Below are 14,883 nucleotides of genomic sequence, written 5' to 3'. Positions count from 1 at the left end.
TCTCGGATCACGCGTCTGTTGGACTTTTCCGGGGCACAAAGCCGACAACGCGTGCCCAACCGGCGCTGCCGCCGACAACCTTGATCGGAAACGCGGCCACATAAAATCCCTGTGCTGGCAACAGATTTAGGTTAGCCAGTTTTTCGATCGCGCAGAATTCCTGCTCCCGGCCGACGTAATGCGCCCCCCAGACAGTATCGGCACCGAACCGCTTCATGCGGCGCCGCATCACCCAATAGGGCGGGTCAAGGCTCCAAGCATCGGTACCGAATACGCACACCCCGCGATCCACTAAATGTCTAATAAGCTGTGGCGACAATCCGCGTCCCCGTCGATTGTACTTAGCCGTATCCCAGTAGGCCTGCGCGCCGGTATCAAACACGACGATGTCGTGGGCCTCGATCGTCATGCCGGCCTTACCTTCGGCTTCGATCAGTTCCTCGATCGTAACGGGTACATTGATCGCTCTGGGTTCGACGGTGATCTTCTTGCCCGGCCCCCAAAACCAGTCGAGCGGCATCTGGTCGATGGTTCGACTGGGGCGGGTGCCTGTCAGTTCCGAATAGTGGAACGGAGCGTCGACATGGGTGCCGCTGTGTGTAATCGCCGAGACGCGCTCACTCGCCCAAGCCTTGCCGCCACACAGGCATTCCGGTGTCGTGCCGACGAGCTGCGCGAGGTGCACACCGCCGGCGGCGTGAGACATATATTCGATCTCGACTGGGACGGCGTTGCCGGGACCAGGCCCGAGCGGCACGCTAAGATCAAGTAAATCGCAGCTCTCGATCATTCCATTACCTCGATTGTCAAGCGGGCCTCAGGGCGGTCCCTGTTCAAGACGGAAAATTTCCCGACGCTCGCAAAGCGATGCACGAAGCTTTCACCCGCCCGCAGTTGTGGCGACACTACACCTTCGCCGGGAATCTCAATTCGATTGGGGTATTGGGGCATGACGTGGCCACGGCTGGGCGGATCGTAGCGCCAGGTCACCGTTTCGCCAGCCCGGATCCGCAGCGTGGCCTGCGAAAAGTAGGGCGCTTCATCAAGCACTTTCACCTCGAGCAAGCTCACCTGAGTTTGACGGAAATAGGCGGTCAGTGTTTTGACGTAGGCACTCGGGAAATTCGCAAATCTGTCGGCTTTGGTCTGAAGTTCTTCCAAAATTGCGACGAGCGCGGCCGACCGACCTTCGTCTTTTGGCGCGTGCTGCAACATCGTTCGCATCTGATTGCGCGAGCTTATAGCAGCTCCGTCCACCGGCTTGAGTTGATTCAACAGCGCGTCGACAGTGGGGCTGTCCGGAAGGAATTCGAACGTTACGCTGTCGCTCGCCGAAAGCCCGGCGGCGTTGGTCGCAGTGACCACCAACCGATGTGGGCCAGGCTTCGTATCCAGCAGTGATAGTCGGCCCGCGTCTAGGCTGATGCGATGATCATCCAGCGCATATTGCAAAGATGATACCCCGCCGGCGCGGTCCAGGGCACGCACGGTGACAAACGGGTCGTGCTGTTGGATCCTGTCGCGCGGCGAGACAACATTGACGGACGGCGGAGCTAATACCAGCACGCCGAGTTGCCCGGTGTATTGTTCGGAGAACCAGAGATTTCCGGATCGATCGAACGCGATGCCGAAAGGCCGCGAGGTGCGCGCACTGGGCGGGGCATCCGGTTCTTCGTCCGGGCTTCCAGTTGGAAGCGGATATAGCGTGAATCTGTGGGTCTGCGGCTCGTAGCGAACGGCCATATTGCCGTCGAGCGCAAGGCACCAGACGGTACCATCGGGTGCAACTGCTATACCCGCCGGCCGGCGGGCATCAGCCGGAAGATCGATGAGTTCCACCTTATCGTGCTCGGGATCGATGGCGCCGAGTTTGCCTTCGAGTTTCGTGAACCAGACGCGACCGCTGGCATCTAGTGCAATGCCCGCGGGTCCTGAGATCATACCAGTCGACTGCTCGCCCATGACATAGTCGGTGACGACGCCAGTCTTGGGATCAAGCCGGCCAATCCGATCGGTCTGACCTTCGGTGAACCATAGGGTGCCGTCCTTGGGAGCGACTACCAGGCCGGCCGGACCGGCTTCCGCGGAATGGAGTTTGAAATGTTCGACCTTCCCACTTTCCGGATCCAGCCGACCGATCTGGCCGGCCGCGCGCTCGCTGAACCAGACTTCGCCATGCGGCCCGAGAGCGATCATGAATGGCCAAAAAGTGCCGCTACCACCGACAGCGTATTTCGTGACGGCTTCAGTCTGTCGGTTGAAGCGCACTAGTTTCTCGTCGAAGGCCGCAGAAATCCAGATTTCGTTAGGACGACCATTCTCAGCGGTGCCCAGCGCGAGCGCCACCGGCCGGCTGTCTTGTCCAATATCATACGCGCGCAATTGATCATTGCGCAGGCGCATAAGTTTGCCACTGCGCGCCAGAGCAACCCAAACGTCGTCATCGCGGTCAACCGCAACGATGGCCGGGCCACTGCGCAAATGATCGAGGGCATACTCGCGGAAATGCCCCTCCACCCTGGCCACTTCGGGCGAGGCGGGAACGTTGATGATTTCCGTTGCGAAAGCGCAACTACCCCCGGCCACAACCGCTAGCATGGCGAGGCCGACCAAATCGACGAAGCCGGTCCGATACAATCTGGTCATGATCCACCCGATGCAATCCGGTCGCAGATCCAATCCGAGACCTCAGGAATCCAATCCGAGAACCGCGAGGTCCCCACATGTTCCGCGGCCATCATGCGGAGGTCGGCTCTATCGCCCGCCCACTCGCGGTACGCATCTAGATGTTCGTCGCCGAACACGGGGTCCGCGTGACATCCGTAGAGCAGTAGTTTTCCCAGCGGCGGCGCAAACGTCCTGACGTCCGTCAGCGAATTCTCCGCGCCATTGAGCCCGTTGAACGACTTGGCGAGGGCGCAGGCCCACATGATGCGAATGCGATCGATCGCGAGTTCCTTGGTGCCGATGAAGGCGGGCGGACAGACGGCTACGCCGCAAACGATCCGCGGATCCGCTGAAAGAAACTGCGCGACGAGGTGCCCGCCAAAGCTGACGCCGAAGACGCCATATTTTGCCGTTTCGACGCCGCCGTTACGCTCGATCCAATCGCAAATAGACGGCACCAGGTGGCGGACGTCCACCGCTGGACGTCGTCGCTCTTCTGCGTAATTGATTGGAATGTTTAGCGACAATACTGCGTTGCTGCGCTCCAGGAACCAGGTGCCGAACGCCCGCAACTCCACCTCGGCGATGGAATCCAGGCCGTTGACCAAGATGACCAAGCCCAGCGAGCGCCCAGGTGGCTTATCGAGATAACCCTCCACTCGCTCGCCCATCGCCTCGATGCACACCGGTTCGCGGGAAATCCTGTCGGGCGCCGCATACATCAGCGCCTTGCGATAGGCAGCCCGGGCACTCCGGCGCAGACGTTCTGCTTGCAGATATTCGCGATGACGTTCGGGAAATAAGTGAAGCTCGAAGCTAGCACCCTGCAGCGCTATCGCGGACCATCGCCAATAGGTGTGTGCCGAGGCCAACCATCCGCGGTTTGCCGCCATGCTGGCCTTCTCTGCATAGCGGTCAGCCAGGGCGCAAAACGTCGCGCCCCACTCGCCTTGATCGGCCGCAGTTTCCGCCGAGCGGCGAAGGTCGCCGAACGGCAGACCAGCAAACAGCAGCCGGTCAACGATGAACTGGTTCGAGGCACCCATCACACCGCTCCATGACAAAGCTGCACACGATCAAGGAGCACTTGCTCGCTTGGTATAGTTTTCTGGTATGCACAGTTGATCCACGCGATTGCCAAATTGTTCGGTGACCCAGAAGCAACCGTTGCTCATGCGTGCGATACCGCCAAGCCACACTCCCTCGTGGGGAACGCGGAAAGCAGCAGTGGCCTTTTGGCGACCGATGTCGAACCGCAGGACGGAATTGCCGAACACTGTCGAAATCCAGAACAATTGCTTGCTCTGATCGAATAGAATCTTGAAGGGCGCGGAGTGGGCTGGGAGCTTGAACTCTTCAATCTTTTCGAGCTTGCGGTCGAAACGGGCGAGCTTGTCCGCGCGCATTTCAGCAAACCAGATATTGCCCGCGTCATCTTCCGAAAGAGACAAGGGCCACGCCACGCGGGTGGGGATCGTCCACTCACGCACGGTCCAGTCCGACTGATTCACTACTCCCAGCCGATTACCGTCTTTCTCTGTGTACCAGATGGTGTCTGAGCGATCGGCATAGATCGTGCGCGGGTTCCCGTCGCGATGCGGCAAATTGAGCACTCGCCATTCGCCGTCCGGAGTTCGGCGCGCTACTGCACCGATCGTACTGAGCGCGACCCAGACGTTATGCTCGCCGTCTACGGTGATTCCCACTGGCAACGTATTGGCGACCGGCAAATCAAATTCCGTCACTGTATAGTTGCGGACGAGTGCAATCTTGTTGGCGGAGCGCAGCGTTACCCAAACATCGCCATTCTTAGAGTCGATCGCCATCGAAGTCGGCCCCGACTCGGGCGTGGGCGTGGCCAATTCCGCTATCGCTCCGTCGCGGATGTATCCGATCTTTTGTCCCGGCGGTCCGGGAGGGAAACCAGGCACGACAAAGCCGCCGCCCATCTGTGTGAACCAGATTGTGTCGTCGGGCGCGACCTCAACAATCCCGGGAACAGACTGCTTGGTCGGCACTTCCAACGAGCGGAAGTCGAACTTGTCCGAGTCATTAACGGCCAACCGCTCCTCAACTGGGGTTTTGTCGTCGGCACCGAAATAAGTGAGATTTTGTCGCGCGATGGTGCCGACTTTGTTGCCTGTTTGCGAGGCAAACCAGACGTTGCCGCGTGAGTCGATAGCCAGGCCCGCGACATGGTTGATATCATCGGCGACCTGGAATTCTTCGAATTCCCGCGCTTCAGGATTGAACTTGGCGACCTTGTTCGACCAAATTTGGCTGAACCAGATGTTGCCCTGGCGATCAACCACCGGCAGGAACGGCCCGGTTTTCATCTCTTTCAACGCGAATTCTTGAATGTGTCCGTCGACAGAAATCGTGGCCAGTTTGCCGGCGTTGCGCTGAGTGAACCAGACACGATCACGGGCATCGACGACGATACCGCACGGTTTGGCGTTCGGCGTGGATAGTGGGAAGTACTGAAATTCCCTGCTCTGTGGATCCCATTCAGCAATGATGTTCGCGTCGCGGCCGGCGACCCAGACACGGTCGCGACTGTCGATCGCGATGCCCGTCGCCGACATGCCCTCTGGCTTAAAGGGAAATTCCTCGATTTGGCCAGTTGACGGATCCACGCGCCCGATCCTGTTTCCCTTGGTCTCGGTAAACCAAACACCTCCTTGCGAATCGAAGGCGAGACCGGTCGGCCAGGATCCCTGGGTCGGCACGGGGAAGTACGTAACGGCGCCGTCGTACGACATCCGTGTGATCCGGTTGCCAAGCCGCTCGGCGATCCAGAGATAGCCTTTGCGGTCGAAGAGCACGCCCATCGGGCTCGTTTCTTCACCTGGCAAGGACCATTCGGTGATCGCGCCGTTAGATTCTATGCGGCCGATCTTGCTTTGCGGGGGAACGTCAAGGAATTTTCCCGCAAAACGCCCCCCACTTTCGCTGAACCACACATGGTCTTCGGAGTCGATCGCTAGGATATGCGGAACGGCATCAGCCGTTGGCACGTCGTAGGTTGAGACGGTGAATTTTTGGCCCAACGACGATAAACCTATGTGGCTGGCGAAATTGACGGACGTCGTACGGCTCGTTACCGCGCCGCCCGGCTCCCCAGCTGCGCATACATCACAAAGCCCTAGACCCAGGACGAGCGTGGTCGCGGCGATCCAAGCGGCTTTCCTAGTCCGAGACAGATCGCGAATGATCATGAGGCGGCCTCTTGGGCGACCGCAATGGCTTCCAGGCTGCGCTTCAGCGCTTCCATGGTCTGGTTGCTGTTGTTCTTGATGAGATCCTCAAGTTTGACGACGGCGGCGTTCGCCTCAAGTTCGAGCCCTGTATTGAGGAAGAACTGGCGACAGCCGTTTGGATCAGCGACTATCTCGTGTCGGCACGTCACTCGCGTTCCAGTCGGCACGGCTTCGAATTCCCAAGCACCGCGGTGGAATTTCAGAGTTGGAGGTGGTACCGGCTGAAAATAGAAAATGACGTTAGCCTGCCTGACGCGGACCGATTTGAAGACGTCGCGTTTGCCACGCGAGTCGACGTGCATCAAAAGTACCTGCACATTCTCGTCATCGAACAGAAGATCGATTGCGCGCACGTGCGCGGTGATCTTTGGCCATTCCTCCAATCTCCAGAAGGCCGCCATAACCTCGGTGACGTTGCGCGCGATAGTAACGGAGGAATGGAATGAATTCACGGCCTGCTCCCTTCTGTAATACCGATGCTCGACAATCGATTGGCACCTTGCTGGGTGAACCAAATCTGACCGTCAGACGCCGCGAGAATCCCCATTGGCTTTGCTTCGCGCGTTGTCATAGGCACGGTGCCGATCGAGCCCGATTTTGGATCCACCACGACGAGTTGGTTTCCACCGGTAGAACCGAGCCCTCCCCCGTCGGTAGCCCAGATCCTGCCGTCGCGTCCGCGAGCTAGCATTGCCGGTTCGGAGCTCGATCCGGGCACAGGGTACTGCGACCAGCTGCGCGTAGCCGTGTCGAGCCGGGCAATGACGCCTACGCCTCCAAGCGCAACCCACAGTTCGTCCTTACCCGCCATCATTCCGACTGGAACGGCCCGCTCGACTGGAAGTTCGACAGTTTCAAAGCGACGCGAGGCGAGGTCGAAGCGCGCTAGATAGCTGTTATCTTCATTCGACGCCGACACCCACAGGCTACCATGACCATCGGCGATAACGCTCAGCGGCGAACTGTCCGCGCGCGGCAGTGGGTAATTCTTGAAGCCCTGGGTGGTCCGGTCGAACGCCTCGATGCTATTGCCGTTGAGAAGGGTGGTCCAGATCGTGCCGGACTCGTCGATAGCCACGCCGCTCGGAAGCGCATTGGCGATGGGGATCTCATATTCAGAGATATGACCGGTATCCATGGCCAGACGCGCTAGGCGGTTACCGCGAAATTCCGCGATCCACACATCACCAGCGCGGTCGATATCCAGCGCCGTCGGCATGCTGATGTCGGTGGGCATCTGGTAGTCGCGGTAGCCGCCCGAATTGCGATCGTAAACCGCGACCCTGTTGGCAAGTATTAGGGGAAACCACAGGCGCTTGCTTCGATCCTCGACCAGGGAACTGCCCGGATGGGCGCCAGGCACCGGAATGGAGAAATTGGTCCGAACGCCAAGCTGCCGGATTTCCTGTTCGAGCTCGGGCCCGCGGCTATCGAATGAGATCGGGCTCGCTGGTGACTTCTGTTTTTCAGCACTTTGGTTCTTCGAGAGACCGGGCAGCATCTTCGAATCGAGATAGCCGACCTTGTTGCCCTTCTGCTCAATGAACCAGATCCGCCCTTGGCCGTCGACCGAAATGCCGCCGGGTCGGCTGTCTTTGGTAGGAATCTTATATTCCGTGATCGCGCCGGTCTGCGGATCAAAGCGGCCGATCGCATTTCCGTAAACCTCCGTAAACCACAGAATTCCCTGGTCGTCGGCGACGATCTTGAATGGCGCCGAGAACGAGGTTGGGAGCGTATATTCGGTTACTTTGTCCGCATCGATCTTACCGATCTTGTTGCCGACCATTTGGACGAAGTAGATTGCGCCGTCCTTGCCCTCAGCGATGCCAGCGGGTCGCGCCAATTTTGTCGGGATGAGGATGTGATTGAAACTCCTGGTTCCCGTGTCGTAGTAGCCAATCTCGTTCGCCTCGCGCGCGGTGTACCAGACACGCCCACGGGTATCCACGTAGATCGTTCGCGGCTCGGAATTTGGCTTTGGCATTTCGATTTCGGTAATTGCGCCGGCCGGGGTAATGAAGCCAATCCGGTTGCCCAGACGTTCGGCGAACCAAATATTTCCGTGTGCGTCGATATCGACGCCCAACGCGTAACCATCGGGAGTTGGAATCTGAAATTCGTTGATGACGCCGTCGTCGCGCAGCACACCAATCCGATTGGTCAACCGCTCGGTGAACCAAATATCCCCGTTGTCGGCCATCACTAGAGAATCAACGCCCACTTTGGAGCCATCGTGATCCGGCGCAGGAGTTGAATATTCGATAAACTGGCCATCGTCCGTGACTTGGGCGAGTTTGTTTTGTGCCGGAAACTCCTCAAAGCCGTAGAAGCCGCCGCCGCCAATCGTGAACCACATCGACTTGTCGAGCTTGCTCTTGATGATCATCCGCGGGACAGCGTCCGGCGTGGGGATAACGAACTCCTTGAAAGCAGTCTGGTAGGGGAACTCGAAGCGTCGTTCGGTCGAACCATCGGCGTTGTGCACCGCTATTCGAGACCGCATGTAGTAGTGCTGACCGCAGATTATTTCATAGATCCCGGCGTGGTCGAAAGTGTACTTCCATCTATCCTTGATCTCGATCGACCCGGAAAACATGTTCATCTGCTTGTCGGTAACGATGTGCTTTTTTTCCGGCCCCTCGTTGACCCATTCGACTGAATCGCCGACCGCGATATTCAGATCGGGTTCACTGAAGTATGGAGCCGCATCGGTCATCTTGACGACGTGGCTCGCGCCTTGCATGGTTTCGGCCGAACCCACAGCGATCCCGAGGCAACCGCCCAGGATGCCACCAAGTGCGATGGCCTCTGCAAGCGAAAAACCACGGCGCCATTGCGAGGCCGCGATGAACCAGGGCGTGCGCTTCTCAGACACTGATCTGCTCTTGCTTCAGCAACCGCGACAGTTCGGCTGTCAGTTCCGAAACCGTTCCCATTGACCGCAAGTCCGGCTTGATGCTGAGGCCAAACTCATCTCGCACGAGGATAGCGAGTTCGATCAGTTCGGTTGAATCGATCCCCAGGTCGATCGCAAGATCGTGCACAGGCAAAATTGTCGGTGCATCGCACCCCAGAGTTCGAAGCAGTCCGACCACAGCGCTTTCCAGCTTGTCGGTTCGAGCGACTGACATTTTTGCTTTCCTTTCTTAGTGCGGAGGACGAAGTAAGATCGCACTTGCGAAATCACGGCCGAGGGAGAATACGATTGCCGGCAACCTGTACGATGTCGTGATGTACCGACGGCATAATGTGACTGCGGCGGTCGGGCCGGTCGCTGCAAGCGCATCACCATTGATAGTCCCATTGAAATGCGCTTCGCCCAGCCAGCCGCGCTCTCGCAATATGGTGACCAACTCGCGGTCCGCCGACTGGCGGCTATCGATCATGAGGTCGACTAGTTGCCCGACCTCGCAATTGCGTTGGTAAAGGCGCATCAGTTGCTTGGCGCAAAGAGCGAGCCGATCGGACATTGCGGACGGCAAGGTGAACGACGAATGATCCGCCAACTCGGCAATCGCCGCGCGGCGAGCCATAGACTCGCCCAGCACGAGATAGGCCGCTCCCTCGATAAGGTTGATATCCGGCGCGCCCGCATGTCTTGCCGCGCCTTCGACGAACGGCGTGACAGGTGCTTCGGCTGCCCCAGCTAACAGATGGGTAGCGCGACCCGCGCGAACTGCATCGTATGCCATCCCGATGGCCTGGGTTCCAGCACAGCGGTCAGTCGTGACCGTCTTCGCATACCCGAGCAAGTGCATGTGGATAGCAATCTGCCCCTGGGAGGCGGCGGGAAACCAAGCAGAGGCTAGATAGGGGCTGATATTGGAAAGGCCATTCTGATAGAGCGAGCGCAATTGCGGCTCGGTGAATGACCAACCGGCGACTGCGTTACCTGTGAGAATTCCGCAACCGGCTATTTCGTCTTCAGATAGCGCGGCTTCTTCAATCGCAGACCGCGCGGCAAACAGTGCTAGCATTGCCATCCGATCGATCTTCTTTAGATCGCGGCGACTAAGGCCGGTACCTTCGGCTAGGAAGTTGTCCCGAAGCCTCCGCTGGTTGTCAGCGTTGGCGTCAGTCTCTGCGCGATTTACGTCAGTCCATAGCGCCCCAGCAGGAAGAACGCTTCCGGCACCATGGACGGCGACCACGCACTCGCTTTTGCGCTGATACATCGGTGATTCCAAGTGTAGGCAAGGCAGTTAGCGGTTTGCGACGACCTTAAAAATGTAGAAACGGGACGGCACCTCAAGCGAGCTAAAAAACACACGTGCTAACTGTAAGAAGGTGGGATCGTCGGACTGCTGGCGATTCAGATACGCGTCTTCGGCCGCTTCGAACGTCTGATATTCTGCATAGTTGATCGACATCATTGTCGACGCCGCGGGGCGCGGCGTATAAGGCGCGAGTTGTTCTGCCGACCGCGGCGCCGTTGAGGACAACAGGTCGTCTCCGAACCAGCCTTGCGGAGAGCGATTCTCCGTCAGGGTTTTCACTTGCGCTAATGAGTTCACGTAGTCTTGCTCGAACTTTGGGGCAGGCACGCCCAGGAACAAATGAGCTGTCTGGCCCACAGATTTGTAGCCAAATTCCTTGCCGGTCGGACTATCCGTTCGGTGGCCTGGCGTGAACGTACTGTCGAGTTTGACGATATGGTTTTCGGGCGCTCGTCGAACGAGATTCTTGACCTTGTCGAGGCGCGCCGAAAGGAAGTCGTTGCTGTTGGATCGCCCGGAGAACTTAGTGTAGCTCGCGAACTGGGCGGCCACCGGATCGATATTTTTGAGAACTCGGTCGTTGACGATGCCGTAACGAGCAATGTCCGATTGCGATATCGGTGTCATCAACTCGCGTTCGAGCGCTGCTTCTTGCCCAGGGATAGCGTCATACAGAACGACGAGCGCCGTAAGTTTCGTGGCAGGAGCCGCCGTGCGGACACGAGTTCGAGCCTCGAGTTGCGAAAGCGACGTCAATGTGACGAGCCCAGTGAGGAGAATGAACGAACCGCGTCGTGTCATGGTGCGCATAGCTTTTTCCCCTTTAGCGCGCGGCGTAGTTTTGGACCACAGAGCCAAGTTGCCCGCCTTGCAACTTGTTCGCTTCGACGCTGAGCGCGGCAGACCTAGTTGCGGACGGTGCCTGGAAGTACTCGCTGTAGACCAGGTAGGAATTGTCATCGGCTTGATAGATTGAGGCGCCCATGAGAGCGGTACGTTGCTGCAGTTGGCCTCGAATGCTCTGCAGGTCGGAATTGGCTGGCGCTGTTTCCAGCATTCCGAGTTGGCCGACATAACCGTCCTTGAGGAAGCTTAGGCTGACATTCGGCTGCGCAAAGAGCGAGACGCTTTGTGCCAGTAGATTTTGGGATTGGCTGACCGCCGTCATCGTGACTGCAAAGGCCGAAGCGGCCGCCCCCTGCTTTTCCCAACTCCAGTTACCAAACAAATGCGCAACCAACTTGACGGGCGTGTAGACCGGGTCATTGCGCAGTACACTTCTGATCGCCGGCGCCCGTTCTTGCATAATGTACTGACAGCTTTCGGCGTCGAAGCACCGGATCACTGAAACCACGCGCTGCCCTATGGTTTTGGCGGCGGCAGGCTCGGTGTTGGCCGTCGTGCTCATTTCGAGCACACGCTCGTTGGCAAAGCCTGGAACAACGTGGTTGAACGGGCCAGATTGCGCTAGAATTGTCTGGAAATCGGTCTCATGTCCTGGTTGGACCTCGAACAGTGAGATCAGTGCGAAGCGGGCCGCGTAAGTGCCACGCATGATTTGGAGCGGATGGTCGGCAGAGGCCGATCGCGGCAGGAACAGTGCAAGGACGATGGCAAATAGAATCTTGGCGCGCGATTCAATCATGGGGCTGCTCCCTCCCGTGCCTACGGTGATTCACGATCCATCCGGTCCTCAAGCGACTCAGTGACAGCGTTGACAATGTGCTTGGTACCGATGGCATAGCGGGTCGACGACGATGTCGATTTTGGTTCGACGATCGAGATCTCGGCCTGCCAGTCTTGGGTTCCTTCGTGCGCTGTCCATGAATGACGCCATATCCGAACCACCAAAGTAAATGCCTCGCGCAAGCGAGACCGATTTTGACCTGCCTCGTTGTCACCCGACGGCTTTTCCCCGCTCATTCGCGCTCTCTAAATCGCGACCTAATGTCAAAGCCGTAACTCCGGGACCACTAACAGTTGTTCGTCTCCAGGACGTCACAGCGGCGTCTATTCGGCGTCAAATCGCACATGCGATCGGCATTTGCGGTCCAGACAAGGCCGCGCGTGTCGCGCAGGCATGGCTTCGAGTGGCGCTGTGGCGTGGCTCAAGCGATTATTCCGATTGGTTACGTGGGTTATTCCGCGATTGGTAGCGCCAAGCGCTTGCCCTCCGAAGGCAAAGGTCACACGTTCGAATCGTGTCGGGTGCGCCAGTTTTGCTTTGCTTTACAGCGTGATACCGACGCGCAATTCGGAAGTGCTGTGCTGTCTCATTCGCGCGAACAACAGAGAATCGCACCTCAGACTGCTTGAACGGCGGCATGGCCGAGTTCCAGGGGAGCATTGGCGCTGTCGAGAAACTCCACGGTGGTGAACCACAAATCGGCATCTCCGACGTTCTTGAGATCGTGAATCTTGTACTCTCCCTTTCCGTACGTGAAGTGCCGGGTCTCGCCGACTGAATAGACGGCATCGACGATCGTCCCATCCTCCGCGTGCGATTGCGCCCGCCCCGGCGTCACTGCGGTCCAAAAGTAATCCAGCACGTGACGATGGAATCCGATGCGCTCGCCAGGAGCCAGCCGAATTTCCCAGACGCGCACCCGGTCCGTTTCGGACAGGAGCCGGGTGCCGACCCGCCCGTTGAGCTGATTGGCGTCGAACTCCTTGCGGATGACCTCGGACCAGGCGGTCCTACCTTTCTCAGTCACAACAGCGTTCATCGTAGTTTCTCCTTTGTTTCCGATGGGCGTCATTCGGCGGCCAAGCCGGTCTGAGCGCGAACGTGCTGAGCACCGAAGGAGGCGCGGACCGAGGCAGCCGCCGCGCTGCGGTCCAACACCGACACTGCCCATGACACAGCGAAGGCCAGCGGAACCGAAACCAGCGCCGGATTGTCGTACGGAAATGGCGCTGGGCCGAGCTTGAACGTGGCGGTCCATACGCCGGGGCTAAGGGCTACCAGTCCGACCGAAGCCAGCAGGCCGACTAGCGATCCACTCACCGCCCCCCGCGTAGTGAGATCGGGCCACGTGATCGAGAGAAGTATGACCGGGAAATTTGCGCTCGCAGCCATCGCGAAGACCAGTCCAACCATGAATGCGATGTTCTGGTTCTCGAATAGGATACCCAGGCCCATCGAAAGCAGGCTGATCGCGATAGCGGCCGCCTTGGAGACAAGTACTTCCTCCCGCTCGCTCGCACGTCCGCTGCGGATCACGCGGGCGTAGAGATCGTGGCTCGCCGCCGAAGCGCCTGCGAGCGTCAGCCCGGATACGACGGCGAGGATCGTCGCAAACGCCACTGCAGAAATGAACCCGAGCAGCAGCGACCCGCCAACCGCGTCTGCCAGGTGCAGGGCAACCATATTCACGCCTCCGAGCAGTCCCCCCGACGCATCCCGAAACTGCGGATTCGCCGAGACGATCGCGATGGCACCGAAGCCGAGGACGAACAGCAGGCTATAGAACACGGAGATGAACCCGGTCGCGACCAGCACGGACGTACGCGCCTCGCGCGCATTGCTCACCGTGAAGAAACGCATCAGGATGTGCGGTAATCCGGCCGTACCGAAGATGAGGGCCAGCCCGAGCGAGATCGCCGACACCGGGTCCTTGACGAGGCCGCCAGGCGCCATGATCGCGTCAGCTTTCGGATGCAGAGCGACAGCTTCCCGAAACAGCGCCTCCAGACTGAAGCCGAAGTGACCGAGAATCAGAACCGACATCAGCACCGAACCAGACATCAACAGCACGGCCTTGATGATCTGCACCCAGGTCGTCGCAAGCATGCCTCCAACGGTCACATAGACCATCATGAGGACGCCCACGATGCCGACAGCGTAGATGTAGGGAAGCCCGAACAACAGCTGGATCAGCTTCCCCGCCCCGACCAACTGCGCGATCAGATAGAACACCACGATGACGAGGGTGTTGACGCCGGCAACTGCTCTTACTGGCACCTCGGACAACCGATACGCCGCCACGTCGGCAAAGGTGTAGCGGCCAAGGTTGCGTAAGGGCTCGGCAATCAGGAATAAGATCATCGGGAAGCCGACGAGAAAGCCGATCGCGTAGATCATGCCGTCGTAACCGGATGTGTAGACGAGCGCCGTGACGCCCAGGAACGTCGCCGCCGAGGTGTAGTCGCCCGCGATCGCCAGTCCATTCTGGACGCCTTTAAGCCCAGCGCCAGCGGCGTAGAAATCCCTTGCCGTGTTCGTGCCCCGTCTCGCGGCCCACCATGTAATGACGAGACTGACGGCCACGAACCCGAGGAACATCGCTATCGCTGTCCCGTTCAACGATTGTCGCGCGCCGATCGCACCAGTGAGTGCATCGGCTGCCGCTGGATGAGAAACAGAGGCAAATGCTGTTGCGAGGAAAGCGACGCAGGCCGGACGCGAGATCATCGAAAATCCTCCTTTAGGAGCTGATTGAGCCGATCGAAACGGGAGTTCGCCCGGCGCACATAGAGCGCCGTGAGCACGAATCCGAGCGCGATCAGACCAACGCCGATCAACACGCCCCAGGTAATCACGGTGCCGCTCCAGAGCGGATGACCGAGCAAGCGCGGCCAGAATGCGATGGTCATGATGTAAGCGAAGTACGCCGCCGCCATGACGATCGACATACCGGCACCAAGTCGCGAGCGCTCGGTCGCGAGCTGTCTGAACGTAGGATTGTTTTGAATGGCTTGCAGGTCCATTGTTGGTCGTCCTCCCTCCTTGAATC

Annotated in this window: 14 protein-coding genes; all 14 read right to left on the bottom strand. The window is 58.8% G+C overall.

The features are described 5' to 3' along the window. Positions 1 to 7 precede the first annotated feature (7 nt). The 14 genes from AKN84_RS04205 to AKN84_RS04145 all read right to left on the bottom strand — a co-directional run bounded on the left by AKN84_RS04205 (position 8) and on the right by AKN84_RS04145 (position 14,857). Complete coding sequence (locus tag AKN84_RS04205; protein ID WP_050419502.1) at positions 8 to 790, bottom strand: cyclase family protein; 783 nt, start codon at positions 788 to 790, stop codon at positions 8 to 10. Continuing rightward, positions 787 to 2,646, bottom strand: coding sequence for a virginiamycin B lyase family protein (locus tag AKN84_RS04200; RefSeq protein WP_050419501.1), 1,860 nt, complete (start codon positions 2,644 to 2,646; stop codon positions 787 to 789). Before AKN84_RS04200 ends, AKN84_RS04205 begins: the two co-directional genes overlap by 4 nt. Next, positions 2,643 to 3,713, bottom strand: coding sequence for an alpha/beta hydrolase family protein (locus AKN84_RS04195; RefSeq protein WP_050419500.1), 1,071 nt, complete (start codon positions 3,711 to 3,713; stop codon positions 2,643 to 2,645). The genes AKN84_RS04200 and AKN84_RS04195 overlap by 4 nt, the downstream gene beginning before the upstream one ends. Positions 3,714 to 3,743: 30 nt before the next feature. Then, positions 3,744 to 5,885, bottom strand: a complete 2,142-nt coding sequence (locus tag AKN84_RS04190; protein ID WP_050419499.1) for a virginiamycin B lyase family protein — start codon at positions 5,883 to 5,885, stop codon at positions 3,744 to 3,746. Next, entirely contained in the window at positions 5,882 to 6,379 is a 498-nt protein-coding gene (locus AKN84_RS04185) for an SRPBCC family protein (RefSeq protein ID WP_050419498.1), read from the bottom strand. The genes AKN84_RS04190 and AKN84_RS04185 overlap by 4 nt, the downstream gene beginning before the upstream one ends. Continuing rightward, complete coding sequence (locus AKN84_RS04180) at positions 6,376 to 8,805, bottom strand: virginiamycin B lyase family protein (RefSeq protein WP_050419497.1); 2,430 nt, start codon at positions 8,803 to 8,805, stop codon at positions 6,376 to 6,378. Before AKN84_RS04180 ends, AKN84_RS04185 begins: the two co-directional genes overlap by 4 nt. Beyond that, complete coding sequence (locus AKN84_RS04175) at positions 8,798 to 9,061, bottom strand: acyl carrier protein (protein ID WP_050419496.1); 264 nt, start codon at positions 9,059 to 9,061, stop codon at positions 8,798 to 8,800. The genes AKN84_RS04180 and AKN84_RS04175 overlap by 8 nt, the downstream gene beginning before the upstream one ends. 15 nt (positions 9,062 to 9,076) lie before the next feature. Further along, positions 9,077 to 10,105 carry a beta-ketoacyl synthase N-terminal-like domain-containing protein gene (locus tag AKN84_RS04170; protein ID WP_050419495.1) on the bottom strand — a complete coding sequence of 343 codons (1,029 nt, stop codon included), beginning with the start codon at positions 10,103 to 10,105 and terminating at the stop codon, positions 9,077 to 9,079. A gap of 27 nt (positions 10,106 to 10,132) precedes the next feature. Continuing rightward, positions 10,133 to 10,957, bottom strand: a complete 825-nt coding sequence (locus AKN84_RS04165) for a hypothetical protein (protein ID WP_050419494.1) — start codon at positions 10,955 to 10,957, stop codon at positions 10,133 to 10,135. A gap of 13 nt (positions 10,958 to 10,970) precedes the next feature. Beyond that, on the bottom strand, positions 10,971 to 11,792 hold the full coding sequence (locus tag AKN84_RS04160; protein WP_050419493.1) for a hypothetical protein: 822 nt from the start codon (positions 11,790 to 11,792) through the stop codon (positions 10,971 to 10,973). Between the two features lie 20 nt (positions 11,793 to 11,812). Continuing rightward, positions 11,813 to 12,070 carry a hypothetical protein gene (locus AKN84_RS44550; protein ID WP_128970412.1) on the bottom strand — a complete coding sequence of 86 codons (258 nt, stop codon included), beginning with the start codon at positions 12,068 to 12,070 and terminating at the stop codon, positions 11,813 to 11,815. 380 nt (positions 12,071 to 12,450) lie between these two features. Beyond that, positions 12,451 to 12,873, bottom strand: a complete 423-nt coding sequence (locus tag AKN84_RS04155) for a cupin domain-containing protein (protein WP_050419605.1) — start codon at positions 12,871 to 12,873, stop codon at positions 12,451 to 12,453. Between the two features lie 29 nt (positions 12,874 to 12,902). Continuing rightward, positions 12,903 to 14,561 (bottom strand): cation/acetate symporter ActP, encoded by a 1,659-nt coding sequence (gene actP / locus AKN84_RS04150; RefSeq protein WP_050419492.1) that lies wholly within the window; start codon positions 14,559 to 14,561, stop codon positions 12,903 to 12,905. Next, complete coding sequence (locus tag AKN84_RS04145; RefSeq protein WP_050419491.1) at positions 14,558 to 14,857, bottom strand: DUF485 domain-containing protein; 300 nt, start codon at positions 14,855 to 14,857, stop codon at positions 14,558 to 14,560. The genes actP and AKN84_RS04145 overlap by 4 nt, the downstream gene beginning before the upstream one ends. Positions 14,858 to 14,883 lie beyond the last annotated feature (26 nt).

This window comes from Bradyrhizobium tropiciagri, from assembly GCF_001189845.1.
Taxonomy (GTDB): domain Bacteria; phylum Pseudomonadota; class Alphaproteobacteria; order Rhizobiales; family Xanthobacteraceae; genus Bradyrhizobium; species Bradyrhizobium tropiciagri.
This window is presented reverse-complemented; position numbering and strand designations above follow the sequence as displayed.